Source organism: Streptomyces sp. NPDC058877, assembly GCF_042742855.1.
In the GTDB taxonomy this organism is placed as follows: Bacteria; Actinomycetota; Actinomycetes; order Streptomycetales; family Streptomycetaceae; genus Streptomyces.
This window is the reverse complement of the sequence record NZ_JBHYMF010000034.1, coordinates 17,500-37,309: the sequence shown is the minus strand read 5'-3', so window position 1 is coordinate 37,309 and position 19,810 is coordinate 17,500. Positions and strand designations below refer to the sequence as shown.

17 protein-coding genes are annotated in these 19,810 nt (G+C 70.9%); 12 read left to right on the top strand and 5 right to left on the bottom strand.

Annotated features, from left to right (window positions below):
- Positions 1 to 54: 54 nt before the first annotated feature.
- The 7 genes from ACFW2Y_RS11195 (at position 55) to ACFW2Y_RS11165 (ending at position 10,599) form a co-directional block, all read left to right on the top strand.
- Positions 55 to 1,020, top strand: coding sequence for a 2-hydroxyacid dehydrogenase (locus tag ACFW2Y_RS11195; RefSeq protein WP_384876520.1), 966 nt, complete (start codon positions 55 to 57; stop codon positions 1,018 to 1,020).
- A gap of 509 nt (positions 1,021 to 1,529) precedes the next feature.
- Positions 1,530 to 4,367: a putative bifunctional diguanylate cyclase/phosphodiesterase gene (locus ACFW2Y_RS11190; protein WP_384876545.1), complete on the top strand. Its 2,838-nt coding sequence runs from the start codon at positions 1,530 to 1,532 to the stop codon at positions 4,365 to 4,367.
- Positions 4,368 to 4,584: 217 nt separating this feature from the next.
- Positions 4,585 to 6,435 (top strand): acetolactate synthase large subunit, encoded by a 1,851-nt coding sequence (locus ACFW2Y_RS11185; protein WP_384876518.1) that lies wholly within the window; start codon positions 4,585 to 4,587, stop codon positions 6,433 to 6,435.
- A 32-nt stretch (positions 6,436 to 6,467) separates the two neighbouring features.
- The gene (gene ilvN / locus ACFW2Y_RS11180; protein WP_384876516.1) at positions 6,468 to 6,995 is read left to right on the top strand and encodes an acetolactate synthase small subunit; all 528 of its coding nucleotides are present in this window, start codon (positions 6,468 to 6,470) and stop codon (positions 6,993 to 6,995) included.
- Between the two features lie 119 nt (positions 6,996 to 7,114).
- Positions 7,115 to 8,116 (top strand): ketol-acid reductoisomerase, encoded by a 1,002-nt coding sequence (gene ilvC / locus ACFW2Y_RS11175; RefSeq protein WP_384876514.1) that lies wholly within the window; start codon positions 7,115 to 7,117, stop codon positions 8,114 to 8,116.
- 236 nt (positions 8,117 to 8,352) lie between these two features.
- A complete protein-coding gene (gene serA, locus ACFW2Y_RS11170; RefSeq protein ID WP_384876513.1) occupies positions 8,353 to 9,942 on the top strand; it encodes a phosphoglycerate dehydrogenase in 1,590 nt (529 codons plus the stop codon).
- A gap of 78 nt (positions 9,943 to 10,020) precedes the next feature.
- Positions 10,021 to 10,599, top strand: a complete 579-nt coding sequence (locus tag ACFW2Y_RS11165) for a TetR/AcrR family transcriptional regulator (protein WP_384876511.1) — start codon at positions 10,021 to 10,023, stop codon at positions 10,597 to 10,599.
- A gap of 112 nt (positions 10,600 to 10,711) precedes the next feature.
- Here ACFW2Y_RS11165 and ACFW2Y_RS11160 read toward each other — a convergent pair whose 3' ends face one another.
- The gene (locus ACFW2Y_RS11160; RefSeq protein WP_384876509.1) at positions 10,712 to 11,899 is read right to left on the bottom strand and encodes a PucR family transcriptional regulator; all 1,188 of its coding nucleotides are present in this window, start codon (positions 11,897 to 11,899) and stop codon (positions 10,712 to 10,714) included.
- 193 nt (positions 11,900 to 12,092) lie between these two features.
- Between ACFW2Y_RS11160 and ACFW2Y_RS11155 the strand changes: the two genes are divergently transcribed.
- Together ACFW2Y_RS11155 and pruA are read left to right on the top strand one after the other, a co-directional pair.
- Positions 12,093 to 13,019 carry a proline dehydrogenase family protein gene (locus tag ACFW2Y_RS11155; RefSeq protein WP_384876507.1) on the top strand — a complete coding sequence of 309 codons (927 nt, stop codon included), beginning with the start codon at positions 12,093 to 12,095 and terminating at the stop codon, positions 13,017 to 13,019.
- A gap of 30 nt (positions 13,020 to 13,049) precedes the next feature.
- The gene (gene pruA / locus ACFW2Y_RS11150; protein WP_384876505.1) at positions 13,050 to 14,681 is read left to right on the top strand and encodes an L-glutamate gamma-semialdehyde dehydrogenase; all 1,632 of its coding nucleotides are present in this window, start codon (positions 13,050 to 13,052) and stop codon (positions 14,679 to 14,681) included.
- A 64-nt stretch (positions 14,682 to 14,745) separates the two neighbouring features.
- Here the strand turns inward: pruA and ACFW2Y_RS11145 are convergent, their stop codons facing one another.
- Positions 14,746 to 15,633, bottom strand: coding sequence for an alpha/beta fold hydrolase (locus ACFW2Y_RS11145; RefSeq protein ID WP_384876503.1), 888 nt, complete (start codon positions 15,631 to 15,633; stop codon positions 14,746 to 14,748).
- A 110-nt stretch (positions 15,634 to 15,743) separates the two neighbouring features.
- Between ACFW2Y_RS11145 and ACFW2Y_RS11140 the strand changes: the two genes are divergently transcribed.
- Positions 15,744 to 16,280 carry a GNAT family N-acetyltransferase gene (locus ACFW2Y_RS11140; protein WP_384876501.1) on the top strand — a complete coding sequence of 179 codons (537 nt, stop codon included), beginning with the start codon at positions 15,744 to 15,746 and terminating at the stop codon, positions 16,278 to 16,280.
- Positions 16,281 to 16,287: 7 nt separating this feature from the next.
- Here ACFW2Y_RS11140 and ACFW2Y_RS11135 read toward each other — a convergent pair whose 3' ends face one another.
- The 3 genes from ACFW2Y_RS11135 to ACFW2Y_RS11125 form a co-directional block, all read right to left on the bottom strand.
- Positions 16,288 to 17,022 (bottom strand): hypothetical protein, encoded by a 735-nt coding sequence (locus ACFW2Y_RS11135; protein WP_384876499.1) that lies wholly within the window; start codon positions 17,020 to 17,022, stop codon positions 16,288 to 16,290.
- Positions 17,019 to 17,360 (bottom strand): PadR family transcriptional regulator, encoded by a 342-nt coding sequence (locus tag ACFW2Y_RS11130; protein ID WP_384876497.1) that lies wholly within the window; start codon positions 17,358 to 17,360, stop codon positions 17,019 to 17,021. Before ACFW2Y_RS11130 ends, ACFW2Y_RS11135 begins: the two co-directional genes overlap by 4 nt.
- A 78-nt stretch (positions 17,361 to 17,438) precedes the next feature.
- The gene (locus ACFW2Y_RS11125; protein WP_384876495.1) at positions 17,439 to 18,443 is read right to left on the bottom strand and encodes a zinc-binding dehydrogenase; all 1,005 of its coding nucleotides are present in this window, start codon (positions 18,441 to 18,443) and stop codon (positions 17,439 to 17,441) included.
- Between the two features lie 103 nt (positions 18,444 to 18,546).
- On the opposite strand from ACFW2Y_RS11125, the gene ACFW2Y_RS11120 reads away from it, so the two are divergent.
- Positions 18,547 to 19,416, top strand: coding sequence for a LysR family transcriptional regulator (locus ACFW2Y_RS11120; protein WP_384876493.1), 870 nt, complete (start codon positions 18,547 to 18,549; stop codon positions 19,414 to 19,416).
- A gap of 230 nt (positions 19,417 to 19,646) precedes the next feature.
- Positions 19,647 to 19,778 carry a hypothetical protein gene (locus tag ACFW2Y_RS11115; RefSeq protein WP_384876491.1) on the top strand — a complete coding sequence of 44 codons (132 nt, stop codon included), beginning with the start codon at positions 19,647 to 19,649 and terminating at the stop codon, positions 19,776 to 19,778.
- Positions 19,779 to 19,810: the final 32 nt, after the last annotated feature.

The following is a 19,810-nucleotide window of genomic DNA, read 5'->3' as shown; positions in this document are numbered from 1 at the left end:
CCGTCCCCCAAACTAACCAATGGAGCGAGGGGTTCATCGCATAGCCTCCCGGTCATGAGATTCGAAGACACGACCGCTGACGTGTGGCTTCCCGTTCCGGCGGACGAAATCGAGGGGCTCCCCGCACCGGGGGAGTCGGGCCTCAACTACCTCTTCTGGGACGGCGGTCCCGAGTTCCCCGCCGACCCGGCGCGCTGTGCGTTCTACGTCGTCCCGTACATGAAGGGCTCGGAGATCGCCGTACGGCCGCTGGGCGCCATGACCTCGGTCCGTGTCGTGCAGACGATGTCCGCCGGCATCGACCACGTCACGCCGGGCGTCGGCCTGTTGCCGCCGGGGGTCTCCCTCTGCAACGCCAAGGGCGTCCACGAGGCCAGCACCGCGGAGCTCGCGCTCGCCCTCGTCCTCGCCTCCCTGCGCGGCATCCCCGGCTTCGTGCGCGGCCAGGACGTCGAGGAATGGCGGGACGGTTTCTATCCGGCCCTCGCCGACAAGTCCGTCCTGATCGTGGGGTACGGCTCGATCGGTTCCGCCATCGAGGACCGGCTCGCCCCCTTTGAATGCGCGCGGGTGGCGCGCGTCGCACGCTCCGCCCGCACCACAGGGCGCGGCCCGGTGCACGCCCTGACGGAACTGCCCGCACTCCTTCCGGAAGCAGACGTGGTCGTGCTCTCCACGCCGCTCACGCCCGAGACCACGCACCTCGCCGACGCCGGGTTCCTCGCCAGGATGAAGGACGGCGCGCTCCTGGTGAACGTCGCCCGGGGACCGGTCGTCGACACGTCGGCACTGCTCAAGGAGGTCGAGGGCGGCCGGATCACGGCGGCCCTGGACGTCACCGACCCCGAACCGCTGCCGGCCGGGCACCCCTTGTGGCACGCTCCGGGTGTTCTGATCAGCCCTCATGTGGGGGGTTCCACTTCGGCCTTCATGCCGAGGGCGAAGCGGCTGATCGCCGGACAGTTGCGGAGGTTCGCGGCGGGCGAGGGACTGGTCAACGTCATCCTCACCACCGACTGAACCGCAGGCCCGCGTTCGCCCGATCGGGTGGTGTGCATCTCCTTGCCCGCGCACGAATCCCCCGCTCGTCACGGAGAGTACCGTCACCCTGTCCCTGAGTGACGGTCCTGGTGTATCGTCCGATGGCGGGGGACTGCGTCGAGTACGGGCTGACGCCGGGGAGCAAAGTGACGGGACATCAGATTCCGAGGGGGGCGACGGGTGGAGTGCGGCCGAGGGATCGACGATCCGACACGCCGCCGCCGTCGCCGAACCTTCCGCGCGTCGCCACCGACCTCGCCTGCTCGGTGCCGGACCAGGCCGCCCCGCACCGCGGACCACGCGCCGCCGTGCCGGACGCCGGGCACGAGCCGCGGGGCGGCGCCGAGCGCGACCACACCACCCACGACCACACCGGGCGGGACCGCGACGCCCATGACGGCCCCGGATGCGCCACCGGGACCGCCGACGAACCGACGGCGCGGTCGCACGAGGCGGCCGGCTGTGGCGGCCCGGTGCCGGAGGGGGCGGTGAGCGCGCCCGGGGCGGTCCTCCCCCGCCCCGCCGTCGGCAGCGGCGGCACTCCCGGCACCCCGGACCCCGGGCGCCCGCGCCTCGGCGGTGCAGCCGCCCAGATCGCCCTCGGGATCGTCTGCGCGGGCTACACCACCGGCGCCTCCCTCGGCTGGGGCTCTCCCCGACTGGCGCTCTTCATGGGCGACTTCGGCCTCAGCGCCGCCGCGCTCACCGCTGCGGTCTCCTGCTTCCTCTACGGCCGTGCCCACCGCGGCAGCGACCGACCGGCCTGGCTGCTCTTCGCCTTCTCCTCGTTCATGGCGGCTGCGGGAAACGCCGTGTGGGGCTGGTACGAAGTCGTGCTCCGCGTCGACGTGCCGGACACCTCCACGGCGGACCTCTTCTTCCTGCTCTTCGCCCCGCCCGCCATCGTGGGCCTCCTCGTCCTCGCCAAGAAGCCGGTCACCCGGGCCGGTTGGGTCTGCCTCGCACTCGACGCCTGGCTGATCGGCGGCTCCCTGCTCACGCTCTCCTGGAGCCTCGCCCTGGCCCGCACCGCGGACTTCGAGGGCGAGTCCGTGGCGCAAGCCGCCCTGTCGCTGGCGTACCCGCTGCTCGACATCGTGCTCGTCAGCATGGTCCTGGTCCTGCACTTCAGGCGCTCCCAGGCGAACCGCTCGGCGACGAACACCGCGATCGCCGCCCTCGCCCTGACCGTACTGTGCGACGCCCTGTTCACCTCGCCGCTGCTCCGCGAGAACTACGCCTCCGGTCAACTGCTCGACGCCGGCTGGTTCGCCGGCTCGCTGCTCCTCGCCTACGCGCCCTGGGGAGTGCGCCGCCCCCCGGACAACGTGACCCCGGCGCGCGGCCCCTTGCTCCACAGCCGCCCGGTCGCCGGCTCGCTCGCCGCCCTCACCCCGTACCTCGCCGCGGCCGTCTGCACCCTCGGCATCCTGTACAACGTCGTCGAGGGTCGTCGGGTCGACCGCGTCGTCGTCCTCACCGGCTGCACCGTGGTGCTCGCCCTCGTCGTGCGACAGGGCATCATGCTCCTCGACAACATCGCCCTGACCCACGAACTGGCCCAGAAGGAGAACCACTTCAGGTCCCTCGTGCAGGGATCGAGCGACGTCATCATGATCGCCGCCCCCACCGGGACGCTCCGCTACGTCAGCCCCGCCGCTTCCGGCGTGTACGGACGGGACGCCGACGAACTCATCGGCTCCGAGCTCGCCACCCTCATCCACCCCGAGGACCTCGGCGCCGTCATCCACGAGGTGCGCCGCTTCCTGGCCGTTTCGCCCGCCACCGAGCCCACCACCCGGATCGAGTGCCGCTTCCGTTCGGGCCGCGGCGACTGGCTCAACGTCGAGTCGACCGTCAACCGGCACCAGGGCGGCCTGATCTTCAACAGTCGCGACGTCACCGAACGCGTCCGCCTCCAAGCCCAGTTGCAGCACAACGCCGAGCACGACCCGCTCACCGACCTGCCCAACCGGGCCCTCTTCACCCGACGCGTCCGGCAGGCCCTCGAAGGCCGCCGCTCCTCCGACCCCGGCACCGCCGTGCTCTTCATCGACCTCGACGGCTTCAAAGGGGTCAACGACCGGCTCGGACACCAAGCCGGCGACGACCTGCTCGTCCAGGCCGCCCGTCGCCTCCACGACTCCGTGCGCGCCGGGGACACCGCGGCCCGACTCGGCGGCGACGAGTTCGCCGCCCTCATCCTCGGTGACGGCAGCCGCGACCAGGCCGCCCGCGAGACGCAGGTCCAGGAGATCGCCGACCGCCTCCGGCTCACCCTCTCCCAGCCCTACCGCGTGGACGGGGGCAATGAGGTCCGGGTCGCCGCCTCGATCGGCGTCGCCTTCGCCGAGCCCGGCATCGAGGCCGGGGCCCTGCTGCGCAACGCCGACCTGGCCATGTACCGGGCGAAGGCCGCGGGCAAGGACCGCGTCGAGCTCTACGCCCCGCAGATGCAGGCCGAGGTGGTGCGTCGGACCGAGCTGGCGACCCGGCTGCGCACCGCCCTCCACGACGGCGAGTTCGCCCTGCTCCACCAGCCGGTCGTCGACCTCGCCACCGGCCGGATCGCCGCCGTCAGCGCCCAGGCCCGCTGGCGGTCCACCCAGGGCATCCTGTTCACCCCCGCCGAGTACCTCCGCGTCACCGACGACGGCGAGCGCACCGCCGAGCTCGGCCGCTGGCTCCTCGAAGAAGCCATTGAGCAGGCCGCCGAGCGGGCCGGAATCGGCCACCGCACGCCCGTCGCCGTCCGCCTCTCGGCCCGCCGCCTGCTGGACCGCTCGCTGCCGCTCGGCTCGATCGAGTCGCTCCTCACCCGGCACGGCCTGCCCTCCGGCTCGCTGATCGTCGAACTCGCCGACAGCGACCCCCGGACCTCGCTCGACGAACTCGAACAACGCCTGGTCGCCCTGCGTCGACTCGGCATCCGGATCGCACTCGACGGATTCGGCAGCGGACACATGGCGATCAACGCCCTGCGGAGGCTCCCCGTCGACATACTGAAGCTGGACCGGGGCCTCGTCGAGGGCGTCGTGGAGTCGGCCCGTCTCCGCAAGATCACCCGAGGGGTGCTCCGCATCGCCGGTGAGCTCGGCCTGCGGACCGTCGCCGAGGGCGTCGACGTGCCGGAGCAGGTCATCGCCCTGCGCGCGATGGGTTGCAGCCACGCCCAGGGCATGGCCTTCTCCGGGCCGCTCGACGAGTACCGGCTGCGCAGGGCCCTCGTGCGGGACGACTATCCGCTGCCCGGGGCGGTCTCCGTCCGTGTCGGAAACCATCCCTCGATCCGCTCAAATAGTGAGACGCCTGTCCCACCCACTTGACAGTGACGAGGGCGGAGAGGGAGGGTCAGTGCCATGCGCACCCGAATTCTCGTACTTGGAAAGCGCGTCGGCTGAGGCAGGCCCCCAGAGAAGGTCCGCCTGAAACGCACCCGACGCGCTCCCCTCGCTTGCCTCACGGCACGAGGGGTTTTTTGTTGCACCGGCTCGCCCCCGAGTCGTACCAAACCCTCGCGAAAACCCTCTGCTTCGAGAAGAGATGCTGATGACCGAGCAGGCCACCGGGCACCATCCGCAGCCGCGGCCCCGTAGCGGCGCGCAGTCCGCTACCACCGTCGAGCACGTCACGGGTGCGCAGTCCCTCATCCGTTCTCTCGAGGAAGTGGGCGCCGACACCGTCTTCGGCATCCCCGGCGGCGCGATCCTCCCGGCCTACGACCCGATGATGGACTCGCAGCGGGTGCGCCACATCCTGGTCCGTCACGAGCAGGGCGCGGGGCACGCCGCCACCGGTTACGCCCAGGCCACCGGCAAGGTCGGGGTCTGCATGGCGACCTCGGGACCCGGCGCCACCAACCTGGTCACCCCGATCGCCGACGCCCACATGGACTCGGTCCCGCTCGTCGCGATCACCGGACAGGTCGCCTCGAAGGCGATCGGCACGGACGCCTTCCAGGAGGCGGACATCTGCGGCATCACGATGCCGATCACCAAGCACAACTTCCTCGTCACCAAGGCCGAGGACATCCCGCGGACGATCGCCGAGGCCTTCCACATCGCCTCCACCGGCCGTCCGGGCCCGGTCCTGGTCGACATCGCCAAGGACGCCCTCCAGGCGAAGACCACCTTCAGCTGGCCGCCGCAGACCGAGCTGCCCGGCTACCGTCCGGTGACCAAGCCGCACGCCAAGCAGATCCGTGAGGCCGCCAAGCTGATCTCCGCGGCCAAGCGGCCCGTCCTCTACGTCGGCGGCGGCGTCATCAAGGCCGGTGCCACCGCGGAGCTGAAGATCCTCGCCGAGCTCACCGGCGCCCCGGTCACCACCACCCTGATGGCGCTCGGAGCGTTCCCCGACAGCCACCCGCTGCACGTCGGCATGCCCGGCATGCACGGCGCGGTCACCGCCGTCACCGCGCTGCAGAAGGCCGACCTGATCGTCGCCCTCGGCGCCCGCTTCGACGACCGCGTCACCGGCAAGCTCGACAGCTTCGCCCCGTACGCCAAGGTCGTCCACGCGGACATCGACCCGGCCGAGATCGGCAAGAACCGCACGGCCGACGTCCCGATCGTCGGTGACGCCCGCGAGGTCATCGCCGACCTGGTCCAGGCCGTCCAGGCGGAGCACAGCGAGGGCAACAAGGGCGACTACAGCGCCTGGTGGAGCGACCTGAGCCGCTGGCGCGAGACCTACCCGCTCGGCTACGACCTGCCGGAGGACGGCAGCCTCTCGCCGCAGCAGGTCATCCAGCGCATCGGCCAGCTCGCCCCCGAGGGGACGATCTTCGCGGCGGGCGTCGGCCAGCACCAGATGTGGGCCGCCCACTTCATCGACTACGAGCAGCCGGCGACCTGGCTGAACTCCGGCGGTGCCGGGACGATGGGATACGCGGTCCCCGCCGCGATGGGCGCGAAGGCCGGCCTGCCGGACCGGTCCGTCTGGGCGATCGACGGTGACGGCTGCTTCCAGATGACCAACCAGGAACTCACCACCTGCGCCCTGAACAACATCCCGATCAAGGTCGCCATCATCAACAACGGCGCCCTGGGCATGGTCCGCCAGTGGCAGACCCTCTTCTACAACCAGCGCTACTCCAACACCGTCCTGCACTCCGGTCCGGACGACGTCCAGGCGAACAAGGGCACCCGCGTCCCCGACTTCGTCAAGCTCTCCGAGGCCATGGGCTGTGTCGCCCTGCGCTGTGAGGACCCGGCCGACCTGGACAAGGTCATCGCCGAAGCCAATGCCATCAACGACCGCCCGGTCGTGATCGACTTCATCGTCCACGAGGACGCCCAGGTCTGGCCGATGGTCGCCGCCGGAACCTCGAACGACGAGGTCATGGCCGCGCGGGGCGTCCGCCCCGACTTCGGCGACGGCGAAGACGACTGAGCGCGCAGAGCGATAGAGGAAGAGACCCAGACATGTCCACCAAGCACACGCTCTCCGTTCTCGTCGAGAACACGCCCGGCATCCTCGCCCGGATCGCCGCCCTGTTCTCCCGCCGCGGCTTCAACATCGACTCGCTCGCCGTCGGCGTCACCGAACACCCCGACATCTCCCGCATCACCATCGTGGTCAGTGTCGAGGACCTGCCCCTGGAGCAGGTCACCAAGCAGCTCAACAAGCTGGTCAACGTCCTGAAGATCGTCGAACTCGAGCCCGGCGCTGCGATCCAGCGCGAGCTCGTCCTGGTGAAGGTCCGCGCCGACAACGAGACCCGCTCCCAGATCGTCGAGATCGTGCAGCTGTTCCGTGCCAAGACCGTGGACGTCTCGCCCGAGGCGGTCACCATCGAGGCCACCGGTTCGAGTGACAAGCTCGACGCGATGCTCAAGATGCTGGAGCAGTTCGGCATCAAGGAGCTCGTGCAGTCCGGCACGATCGCCATAGGGCGTGGCGCCCGGTCCATCACGGACCGGTCCCTGCGGGCCCTCGACCGCAGCGCCTGAGAGTCTTCGGAGGTCAACCGCCGGTTCATCCGGCGGTCCGACTGACGAGACCCGAAAACCTTCCTCCCGCTCCCCGCCGTACGGTGGGACGCAACACCAGCACCTCAAGGAGATTCCCAGTGGCCGAGCTGTTCTACGACGACGACGCCGACCTGTCCATCATCCAGGGCCGCAAGGTCGCGGTGATCGGTTACGGCAGCCAGGGCCACGCCCACGCGCTGTCGCTCCGTGACTCCGGTGTCGACGTCCGCGTCGGTCTGCAGGAGGGTTCGAAGTCGAAGGCCAAGGCCGAGGAGCAGGGCCTGCGCGTCGTCTCCGTCGCCGAGGCCGCGGCCGAGGCCGACCTCATCATGATCCTGACCCCGGACCCGATCCAGGCCCAGGTCTACGAGGAGTCCATCAAGGACAACCTGAAGGAGGGCGACGCGCTCTTCTTCGGCCACGGCCTGAACGTCCGCTACGGCTTCATCAAGGTCCCCGAGGGCGTCGACGTCGCCCTGGTCGCCCCGAAGGGCCCGGGCCACCTGGTCCGCCGTCAGTACGAGGAGGGCCGCGGCGTTCCGTGCATCGCCGCCGTCGAGCAGGACGCGACGGGCAACGCCTTCGCGCTGGCGCTCTCGTACGCCAAGGGCATCGGCGGCACCCGTGCCGGCGTCATCAAGACGACCTTCACCGAGGAGACCGAGACCGACCTGTTCGGTGAGCAGGCCGTCCTCTGCGGTGGCACCGCGGCCCTGGTCAAGGCGGGCTTCGAGACCCTGACCGAGGCCGGCTACCAGCCGGAGATCGCCTACTTCGAGTGCCTGCACGAGCTGAAGCTCATCGTCGACCTCATGTACGAGGGCGGCCTGGAGAAGATGCGCTGGTCGGTTTCCGAGACCGCCGAGTGGGGCGACTACGTCACCGGCCCCCGGATCATCACCGACGCCACCAAGGCCGAGATGAAGAAGGTCCTGGCGGAGATCCAGGACGGCACCTTCGCCAAGGAGTGGATGGCGGAGTACCACGGCGGTCTGAAGAAGTACAACGAGTACAAGACCCAGGACTCCAACCACCTCCTGGAGACCACCGGCAAGGAGCTGCGCAAGCTCATGAGCTGGGTGAACGACGAGGAGGCGTAAGCCTTCGGGGGCGGGGTCGGACGGTGTGTCCGGCCCCTTCCCCCATCCTTGGACAGCCCGTCCAACCACGGACGGGTGATCCTTCCAACGAGGCGCATGCACGGCGCCGATGCGCCACTACACTTCTCAACAACATACGCGTCAGGCCCACAGCGTCGTGCGCTTTCACGCGGCAAGCCCCTCCACCGCCTGCGGCCGTCGGGACGGCCGTCCGCACTGGACCTGTGAGGACTCACGTGAGCTCGAAACCCGTCGTACTCATCGCTGAAGAGCTGTCGCCCGCCACCGTCGACGCCCTGGGACCGGACTTCGAGATCCGGCACTGCAACGGCGCCGATCGGGCCGAGTTGATCCCCGCCATCGCCGATGTGGACGCGATCCTGGTCCGTTCCGCGACCAAGGTCGACGCCGAGGCCATCGCCGCCGCCCGGAAGCTTCGGGTCGTCGCCCGTGCCGGCGTCGGTCTGGACAACGTCGACGTCTCCGCCGCCACCAAGGCCGGCGTGATGGTCGTCAACGCCCCCACCTCGAACATCGTCACCGCGGCCGAGCTCGCGTGCGGTCTGCTCGTCGCCACCGCGCGCAACATCCCCCAGGCCAACACCGCGCTGAAGAACGGCGAGTGGAAGCGCTCGAAGTACACGGGCGTCGAGCTCAGCGAGAAGACCCTCGGCGTGGTCGGCCTCGGTCGCATCGGCGTTCTCGTGGCCCAGCGGATGTCCGCCTTCGGGATGAAGGTCGTCGCGTACGACCCCTACGTCCAGCCGGCCCGCGCCGCCCAGATGGGTGTGAAGCTCCTGGCCCTGGAGGAGCTGCTCGAAGTCGCCGACTTCATCACCGTCCACCTGCCGAAGACCCCGGAGACCATCGGTCTCATCGGTGACGAGGCGCTGCACAAGGTCAAGCCGGGCGTCCGCATCGTCAACGCCGCGCGTGGCGGAATCGTGGACGAGGCGGCGCTGTACTCGGCGCTCAAGGAGGGCCGCGTCGCCGGCGCCGGCCTCGACGTGTACGCCAAGGAACCCTGCACGGACTCCCCGCTCTTCGAGCTGGACCAGGTCGTCTGCACCCCGCACCTCGGCGCCTCCACGGACGAGGCCCAGGAGAAGGCCGGCATCGCGGTCGCCAAGTCGGTGCGCCTGGCGCTCGCGGGCGAGCTGGTTCCGGACGCGGTCAACGTCCAGGGCGGCGTCATCGCCGAGGACGTGAAGCCCGGTCTGCCGCTCGCCGAGAAGCTCGGCCGGATCTTCACCGCGCTCGCCGGCGAGGTCGCGGCCCGGCTCGACGTCGAGGTCTACGGCGAGATCACCCAGCACGATGTGAAGGTGCTCGAACTCTCCGCGCTCAAGGGCGTGTTCGAGGACGTGGTCGACGAGACCGTGTCGTACGTCAACGCCCCGCTGTTCGCGCAGGAGCGCGGTGTCGAGGTCCGCCTGACGACCAGCTCCGAGTCGCCTGACCACCGCAACGTCGTCACCGTGCGCGGCACCTTGGCGAACGGCGAGGAGGTCGCGGTCTCCGGCACGCTCGCCGGCCCCAAGCACCTCCAGAAGATCGTTGCCGTCGGCGACTACGACGTGGACCTGGCGCTCGCCGACCACATGGTCGTGCTGCGCTACGAGGACCGCCCGGGCGTCGTCGGCACCGTCGGTCGGATCCTCGGCGAGGCGGGCCTGAACATCGCCGGCATGCAGGTCTCCCGCGTGGAGGAGGGCGGTGAGGCGCTCGTCGTGCTCACCGTGGACGACGCCCTCCCGGCTCCGGTGCTCGCGGAGATCGCCTCGGAGATCGGCGCCACCTCCGCCCGCTCGGTCAACCTCATCTGACACGGGGTCGTCCCCCTCGTACCCGGTTGCCAGACGATCGTCTTACACGAATGTCTAGCGGCCGGGTACGGTGCTGTCATGGGACACAAGGAAGACCTCCTCGAAGGCGCCAAGCGCTGCCTCCTGGAGAAGGGGTACGGGCGCACCACGGCGCGTGACGTCGTCGCCGCCTCGGGCACCAACCTCGCCTCCATCGGTTACCACTACGGCTCCAAGGACGCCCTGCTCCAGCAGGCCTTCCTGGCCCTCACCGAAGAGTGGGGCGGCCGGGCCGGGGCGGCGGGCTCCGGTGAGGAGAAGCGGGAACTCCCGGCCGACCCCTACCGGCGGTTCCACGCCGTCTGGGAGCAGGTCATCGCTGCCGCCGGGGCGAGCCGCCCGCTCTGGAAGCTGCAGACCGAGATCGTCACCCGGCTCGACGACGACGAGAAGCTGCGGGAGGCGATCAAGGAGCCGCAGCGGGAGGGACGGCTCGGAATGGCCGAGGGCTTCCTCGGCATCGACCCGGAGGCGCATCCGGAGGAGGCGCGGGCGGCCGGGCTGCTCTGCCAGGCCCTGGCGACCGGCGTCATGATCCAGTGGATGGTGGACCCGGAGACCGCGCCGAGCGCGGACGACCTCACCGAGGGCCTCAGGGTCCTGATGGAGGGCCCGTAGGAAAGGCCGGTGGAGCCCCCGCAGTCGTGGCCGTGCGCGGTGGGGCGCACGCGGGGGCGGGTTGCCGCAGCCGTACTGCTGCGGCCCGGTCGTCACCGTGCACCGGGCGGATTCACAGCCGGGCCGCCTTGAGCGCCATGTGGAGGAGGAGCCGGTCCTCGCCCGAGTCCAGGTCGAGGCCGGTGAGCTGCTCGACCCGGGAGAGGCGGTAGTAGAGGGTCTGCCGATGGATGCCCAGGGCCGCCGCGGTGCGGCCCGCCTGGCCCGCGTGGTCGAGGAACGCCTCGGCGGTGCGGGCCAGTTCGGCGTGGGTCGGGGCGAGCAGGGCGCGCACCGCAGGGTCCGGTTCGGCCGGGGGCAGGGCGGTGAGCAGCCGGTACGGGCCGATCGCCGACCAATCCGCGACCGGACCGAGCAGGGGCCGTGCGGTTGCCGCGCGGGCCGCCGCAGTGGCCTCGCGCCAAGAGGCGTCCAGGTCCGCCAGGCCCCGCCGGGGAGTGGCCACGCCCGTGACGGCCGCGGGGGCCGTGGGGTCGCCCAGCCGGGCCGTCGCGGTGGTGACGGGGGACAGGTTGTCGGCCGATCGCAGTCGCACCAGAACCGCGAGGGCGCGGGGCGCTCCGCCCTCCGGCGGCGCGGTACCCGGGGAGCCGGAGGGCGGGAGGGGCGGGGGGCGCCACGGAAGGGTGCACAGGGCGGCGGCGCCGGGGACCGCACGCGGGGACGGGGCGTCCTCGTCGGGCCACGGGGCTCGGCACATCACCGCGTGGAGTCCCTCCGCATCCGTGCCGAGCGCGGTGCGCAGGGCGGTGACGGCCATGTCGTACTGCCAGCCGCGCTCCGCGGTCAGGGCGGCCCGCAGTTCCCGGGAGAGGTCAGCGCCCGCCCGCTCCTCGTCGGCGAGGAGGTCGCCGATGCGGGTGGCGACCTCCATCGCCGCGGTGAGTCGGGCGTGCGAGGGTCCCGGCTCGGCATCGAGCAGCCACACGTATCCCAGGACGACACCCCGATGGCGTACGGGCAGACAGATCCGGTCCCGGAAGACGCCGGCGTCCGGGGAGGCGGGGATGCGGACCGGGCCGGTGGCCCGGGTGATGCCGAAGCCCTCGAACCAGGCGCGGACCGCGGGGGAGGACTTGCGGGTGAGGATCGACCGGGTCCTGACCGGGTCCATGGCGCTGTCGTCGTCGCTGTCGTGGGCTCCGAAGGCGATCAGCCCGAAGTCGCGGTTCTCCAGTGTCGCGGGGGCGCCGAGCAGCGCTGAGATCTCGTCCACCAGCTCCTGGTAATCGCCCTTCACGGCCACATTCTCGCACCCGCCGGAGAGTTCCTCAGACAGTTGTATGAGGCGTGGGCCACGGATGCGTGACAGCTGTAGATGGCGGACGATCGGAGCGATCCATAGGTTTCACGGTGGTTCCCCGTGCCGTTCCCGTTTCGTTCCCTTGATCCGGGTACGGCCCCGTCCTACCTTTGCCCTTTGGAGGTGCCCCGTGCTGGGTCCCGTGATCCTCGCCGCGTCGCGCAGCGACAAGATGCGCCGTCTCGTTTCGGCCGCCCCCGGGACCAAGCAGGTCGTCGCCCGCTTCATCGCCGGGGAGACGGTCGACGACGTCGTCCCGATCGTCTCCGAGCTGAGCGGACGGGGCCTGGAGGTCACCCTCGACGTCGTCGGTGAGGACATCACCACCGTCGAGCAGTCGTACGCCGCCCGGGACGCCTACCTGGAGCTCATCGGCCGCCTCAAGGAGCTGGGCCTCGGCGAGCGCGCCGAGATGTCCGTCAAGCTGTCGATGTTCGGCCAGTCGCTGGAGAACGGTCACGAGCTGGCCCTCGCGAACGTGCGCCCGGTCGTGGCCGCTGCCGCCGAGATCGGCACCACCGTCACCCTGGACGCCGAGGACCACACCACCCTCGATTCGATGTTCACCATCCACGAGGAGCTCCGGAAGGACTTCCCGCAGACCGGCTGCGTCATCCAGGCGTACCTCTTCCGCACCGAGGAGGACGCCCGCCGCCTCGCCGAGAACGGCTCCCGGGTCCGGATCGTGAAGGGCGCCTACAAGGAGCCCGCCTCCGTCGCCTTCCAGGACAAGGCCGAGATCGACAAGGCGTACGTCCGGATCATGAAGATCCTGATGGACGGCGAGGGCTACCCGATGATCGGGTCGCATGACCCGCGCCTGATCTCCATCGCCCAGGAGCTGGCCCGCCGCGCCGGGCGCAAGCTGGACGAGTACGAGTTCCAGATGCTGTACGGCATCCGCGGCGAGGAGCAGAACCGCCTCGCCGCGGAGGGCCACCGCATGCGCGTCTACACCGCGTACGGCACCGACTGGTACGGCTACTTCATGCGCCGCCTCGCGGAGAAGCCGGCCAACCTCCTCTTCTTCGTCCGCTCCGTCCTCACCAAGGGCTGAACCCACCTCTCACAAGGAGTTACGCGACTCATGGACGCTGTCACCCAGGTCCCCGCTCCGGTCAACGAGCCGGTGCACAGCTACGCCCCCGGCTCCCCCGAGCGCGCCCGCCTCGAGACCAAGCTCAAGGAGCTGGCCGAGAACCCGCGCGAACTGCCGATGACCATCGGCGGTGTGAAGCGCCTCGGGGGCGGCGAGGAGTTCGAGGTCGTCCAGCCGCACAACCACCGGGCCGTCATCGGCACCTTCCGCGGCGCCACCGAGCAGGACGCCCAGGACGCCATCGACGCCGCCCTCGCCGCGGCTCCGGCCTGGCGCGCGATGTCCTTCGACGACCGTGCCGCGATCATCCTGCGCGCGGCCGAGCTGCTCGCCGGTCCGTGGCGCGAGACGCTGGCCGCGTCCACCATGCTCGGCCAGTCGAAGACCGCCCAGCAGGCCGAGATCGACACCCCGTGCGAGCTCGTCGACTTCTGGCGCTTCAACGTGGCGTACGCCCGTCAGATCCTCGCGGAGCAGCCGCCGGCGAACTCCCCGGGCGTCTGGAACCGTCTGGACCACCGCCCGCTGGAAGGCTTCGTCTACGCGATCACGCCGTTCAACTTCACGGCCATCGCGGGCAACCTGCCCACCGCTCCCGCCCTGATGGGCAACGTCGTGGTGTGGAAGCCGTCCCCGACGCAGACGCACTCCGCCGTGCTCCTCATGGAGCTCCTGGAGGAGGCCGGCCTCCCGAAGGGCGTCATCAACCTGGTGACCGGCGACGGCATCGCCGTCTCCGAGGTGGCCCTGAACCACCCCGACCTGGCCGGCATCCACTTCACCGGCTCGACCAAGACCTTCCAGCACCTGTGGAAGACGGTCGGCACCAACATCGAGAAGTACCGCTCGTACCCGCGGATCGTCGGCGAGACCGGCGGCAAGGACTTCGTCGTCGCCCACCCCAGCGCCGACCGTGCCGTCCTGAAGACCGCGCTGACCCGTGGCTCCTTCGAGTTCCAGGGCCAGAAGTGCTCCGCTTCCTCGCGCGCCTACATCCCCGCCTCCCTCTGGAACGACGGTTTCAAGGAGGAGTTCGCGGCCGAGGTCGACGGCATCGCCATGGGTGACGTCACCGACCTGTCGAACTTCATCGGTGCCGTCATCGACGAGCGTTCGTTCGCCAAGAACAAGGCGGCGATCGACCGTGCCGCAGCCGACCCGAGCTGCACGATCATCGCCGGCGGCAGCTACGACGACTCGGTGGGCTACTTCGTCCGTCCGACCGTCATCGAGTGCACCGACCCGGAGAACGAGGTCTTCAAGGCCGAGTACTTCGGCCCGATCCTCGCGGTCCACGTCTACGAGGACGACCAGTACGACGCCATGCTGACCCAGATGGAGTCGGTCTCCGACTACGCCCTGACCGGCTCGGTCATCTCCGGTGACCGCGCCGCCGCCGCGTACACGATGGAGAAGCTCCGCTTCGCCGCGGGCAACTTCTACATCAACGACAAGTCGACCGGCGCCGTCGTCGGCCAGCAGCCCTTCGGCGGCGGCCGTGCCTCGGGCACGAACGACAAGGCGGGCGCCCCGCAGAACCTGATGCGCTGGACGCTGACCCGCGCCATCAAGGAGACGCTGGTCCCGCCGACCGAGTACGGCTACCCGCACATGGGCTGATGCCGTAGCTCCCCCTGATCACCGCCCCCCTCCTCGGTCCCCCAATCGAGGACGGGGGCGGTTCTCATTCCCCCCGGACCACACGGCGCCCCAGGAAGTCGTCGATGAGCGCGGCGATCGTCGGCGCATGGGTCTCCAGGGCGAAGTGGCCGGTCGGCAGGAGGTGGACCTCGGCGTCCGGGAGGTCGCGGCGGAAGGCTTCGGCGCCCGCCGGCACGAAGACCCGGTCGCCCTCTCCCCAGACGGCGAGGAGCGGGACCCGGGACGTGCGGAAGTACTCCTGGAAGGCGGGGTAGAGCGTGAGGTTGGAGCCGTAGTCGGCGATCAGGTCCAGTTGGACGGCGTCCTGGCCCTCGCGGGCCATCAGGGCGGCGTCGTGGTGCCAGGCGTCCGGGTCGAGCAGGTCCCGGTACGCGGCGGGGACGCCCGTCTCGTACTGCCGTCTGATGCCGGCGGGGGAGCGGAGGGCGCGGACCGGCTTCTCGGTCTCGGGGGTGCGTTCCCGGACGAGGGCGAGGACCGGGGCCCAGGCCTCGGCGCCGAGCCCCTCCTCGTAGGCGTTGCCGTTCTGGCTGACGATCGCGGTGATCCGGTCGGGGTGGGCGAGTGCGAGGCGGAGGCCGAGGGGCGCGCCGTAGTCCTGGATGTAGAGGGCGAACCGGTCCAGTCCGACGGTCTCGGTGAACTCCGCCGTGATCGCGGCGAGTTCGGCGAAGGTGTAGTCGAATGCGGCGGCCGAGGGGGCTGCGCTGCGACCGAAGCCCAGGTGGTCGGGGGCGACCAGGCGGTACCGGTCGGCGAGCAGCGGCATCAGGTCGCGGAACATGCGCGAGCTGGTGGGGAAGCCGTGCAGGAGCAGAAGGGCCGGTGCGTCGACCGGGCCGGCCTCGCGGTAGGCGATCTCGTGTCCCCGGACGGTGACGGTGCGGTGGTGGATCGGCAGCACGAGCATCGTTCTAACCTCTCAAGATGCGTTGAATGGTTACAGAGAGAGTCAAGGGGGTGGAGGTTTAACCTGTCAATGGCTTTTCAGGGGTTAGTTGTCCGTGGCAGGGTGGTGTCATGACGGTCAGGACCGCACCCACCCATGAGCTCGGCGCCACCCTGCTCCGCTCCGTGCGCAGGATGCTCGACGCCGCCTTCGAGGGCGACTTCTCCGACGAGGACTGGGACCACACCCTCGGCGGCCTCCACGCCTGGGTCGAGGACGAGCGGGGCGTCGCCGCCCACGGCGCCCTGGTGCAGCGTCGGGCGCTCCACCGGGGCCGCTCGCACCGGGTCGGATACGTCGAAGGGGTCGCCGTCCGCGGCGACCTCAGGCGGCGGGGGCTCGGCGGTGCCGTGATGGCCGAGCTGGAGCGGGCGATCGACGGGGCCTACGCCTTCGGGGCGCTCGGCGCCTCGGACGACGGGGCCGCGCTCTACCGGACCCGCGGCTGGCAGGTCTGGGAGGGGCGCCTCGAAGCCCTCGGGCCGGACGGGATCGTCCGCCTCGCCGAGGACGAGGGGTACGTGCTGCTGCGCCCGGCCGCCGGCCGGCCCCTGCCCGACCCCGCCGTCCCGCTGGTCTTCGACTGGCGGGACGGCGACGTGATGTGACGTGGCCTCAGGGGCGTCGGCGTCCCTGTTGCGCGTACCCCTTGCCGGTCTCCAGTCTCGCCGTGTACGTGGCGGAGGCCGCCCAGCCCACCCCGAAGAGCGCGATCGCGTACCCCGGCAGCCCGAGCCCCGTCAGTGACGCTCCGAGCAGTGCGAGCGCCGCCACCGCCCAGATCGCGAGCGCGACCTTGCCCCGCCGGCTGAGGAACAGCCATCCGTGCGGACGTGCGGGTGGGCTCGCCAGGTTCCCGGCCGGCCCGGCGCTCGCGGCCCGCGGGCGCTTGAAGTAGCCGTACGTCAGCCACTCCCCGCACAACTCCCAGCCTTCCGGCTCCAGTTCGCCCAACAGTCGGGTGCGCCCTGTGCCCTTGAGCACCTCGCGACGGTACTCCCAGGTGAGGGCCACGCCGGGCGCCCGGCGGCAGACGAAGCGGCCGAGCGCGTCGAGCGACTCCACCTCCCAGCCCTGGGCGCCGTGCACGGCCAACATCCTGCGGTCGTTGAAGAGGTCGGCGGTCCAGGTCCAGGACTCGGCCCGGTCGTCCGGTTCGTCGGGCTCCGGCGCGAGCCCGCCGAGTCGGGCCGCGAAGGACGCGGCCGGCCCGAACTCCTCCTCCGGGGCGGTGCCGGTCTCCGCGAGGTGTACCCGCAGTTCCTCGACGGTCGAGGAGGTCTGCGCCTCCGGTACGCCGGCGGCGCGCAGTGCGCCCGCCAGCTCGGAGAAGTAGGCGTCGGTGGTCATGGTGCGGTTCCCCCTGCGTGCAGTTGCGCTCGTACGGCCCGGTGGAACTCCGTCCAGGCCTCGCTCTCGGCCGCCAGATGGGTCCGGCCCGGCGCGGTCAACCGGTAGTAGCGGCGTCCGGGGCCGCGCTCGGCGGCGCGGAACTCGGCCTCCACCAGGCCGGCCTGCTCCAGGCGGTTCAGTACGGGATACAGCGTCCCGCCCTTGATCTCGCCCAGACCCGCACCGGCGAGCGCCTTCGCGATCTCGTACCCGTAGCTCTCGCCGTCGGTCAGGCAGGAGAGGACGAGCAGGTCGAGGACGCCCTTGAGCCAGCTGGGTCTGCGGTCTGCGGCCATGCGTGCATCTCATCACTAGCTAGATAGGAAAGCAATCTAGGTAGCGGTGAGGGTGCGCGAATCGCCCGCAAGGGACGCTCAGGCGGCTACCAGCATCTTTCCGAGGTTCTCCCCGCGCAGCATCCCCAGGAAGGCGTCCACGATGTGCTCGAAGCCCTCCACCACCGTCACGTCCAGCGGCAGCGCCCCGCTCCGCAGGTGCGGGACGGCGAGGTCGTACAACTCCTCCAGGGCGTCCATGTGATTGCGGACCAGGAAGCCTTCGAGCCGGATGCTCTTGCCGACCAGGTCGAAGAGGTTCCGCGGGGCCGGCGGGGGAGCGGATGGCGAGTGGTACTGACCCACCGCGCCGACCCAGGCGATCCGGCCGTACTCGCGCAGCGAGGCGATCGCGGCCTCCAGGTGCCCGCCGCCCACCCCGTCGAGGGCCGCGTCGAGCCCCTCCGGTGCGGCCTTCGCCAGCAGCTCCGTCACCGGCCCCTCGTGGTAGTCGAAGGCCGCGTCGAAGCCCACCTCCTCCGTCAGGTGCGTCACCTTGTCGGCCGAGCCCGCGCTGCCGACCAGTCGGCCCGCGCCGAGCAGGCGGGCCAGCCGCCCCGCCGCCGTGCCCACCCCGCCCGCGGCCGCCGACACGAAGAGGTCCTCGCCGGGCTGGAGCCGTGCGATCCGGGTCAGGCCCACATAGGCCGACAGGCCCGTACCGCCCAGCAGGCTCAGATGCGCGGCGAGCGGCACCCCGGGGCCGAAGTCCGGGACCGGGCGCGTCCCGCCGGGTTCGACCAGGGCGTGGGTGCGCCAGCCCTTGCGGTGCAGCACGAGGTCCCCGGGGCGCAGCGCCGGGTCGCGGGAGTCCAGCACCCGCCCCAGGGTGCGGCCCTCCATGGGGGAGTTCAGGGTCCACAGTTCATCGCCGTCCATCGCCTCGCGGTGGTACGGGTCCACGGACCACTGCAGGTTCTCGACGAGCGCGGTGCCCGGTTCCGGGGACGGCACCGGCGACTCGACGAAGGCGAACTGGGCCGGGGTGGGGAAGCCGGTGGGCCGGGCGGTCTGCTGGACGGTGATCATGGTGTCGTTCGTCATGCCGCAGACCGTAGGGAGGAATCCGGCGGTCGGGCAGGGGCTTGCTTTCATGGAACCGACCGTTCCATGAAAGTTGCTCATACCTCCAGGTGGGGAGTCCTCCATGACCGATCTCGCGCCGCGCGAACTGCGGGTCCTCGTTGCCGTCGGCCGCACGGGCGGCTTCTCGGCCGCCGCCGTCGCCCTCGACATGACCCAGTCCGCCGTCTCCCGTTCGGTGCGGACGAGCGAGCGCAAGCTCGGGGCCGTCCTCTTCGACCGCGGGCGGAACGGCGCCGTGCCCACCGCTGCCGGCGAGCGGGCCCTGGCCCACGCCCGACGGGTGCTGCGCCTGCTGGAGGTGATGGGGGCGGAGGTGCGCAGCGCCGGGGGCGAAGCCGTCGCGGGTCCGCTGCGGATCGTCGCCTTCCGCAGTGCGGCGCTCCATCTGCTGCCGGGCGCCCTGGAGCGACTGGCGGCCCGTCATCCCGAACTCGTGCCGGAGGTCCGGATCGTGCGGGAGGTGGGGGCGGGCGCCGCGGGCGAAGTCCTGGACGGCCGGGCGGACATCGGCATCGCGACCCTCGGCACCGGTGCGCCGGTGCCGTCCGAACTGGTCGGGGGCGTCCTCCTCGACGAGGGGTACGCACTCGTCCATCCGGCCGGACACCCGGCTCCGCGCTCGCTGCCGCTGGTCGACTGGGCGGAGAACTGCACCTCGTACACCCGGGAGTGGTGGGCCGCCCAGGAGTGGCTGCCGGCGGCGACGGTGGAGGCCGAGGACGACGGGGCGGTGCTCTCGATGGTGAGCAGCGGTTTCGGGATGGCCGTGATGCCGGAACTGTCCCTGGTCGGAGCGCCGTCCTCGGTGGAGGTCACCGATCTCGGCGCGGCACGGCCGACCCGCTCCGTCGGCTACGTCACCACTCCCGAGCTGGCGAAATCCCTTGCCGTGCGGGCGCTCATCCGCGAGCTGCGGGGGCGGGTGGGCTGATCGCCGTCTCAGATAGTAGGAAGTCCGAGTAATTGTGGAGACAGATGAGGGTGCCTGCCCTAGCTTTGTAGAAGCCGAACGTCTCGCTCCATCGAGCGAAGGGCGGTCGAGAGCGCGACGTCCCGTGCAGGCAACCCCTGCGACGGCGCTCCCCGCCCCTTCCGGCACCTTCGATCACCACTGATCTCCGCACGCCCGGATCACCACTGATCTCAAGGAGTCGATCCCCCATGGCCTCTCAGACCGCCCGCCGCGTCCGCCACTCCGCCCACCGTCCCAGTGACGAGGCCCGGCAGAACGCCGCCGCCGCCCTCCAGCGCGCCCTCGACCGCCGCGACAACGGCGGTTCCACCGGCCGCTGACCCGTTCCCGACATGGCGCTTCGTCCACATGG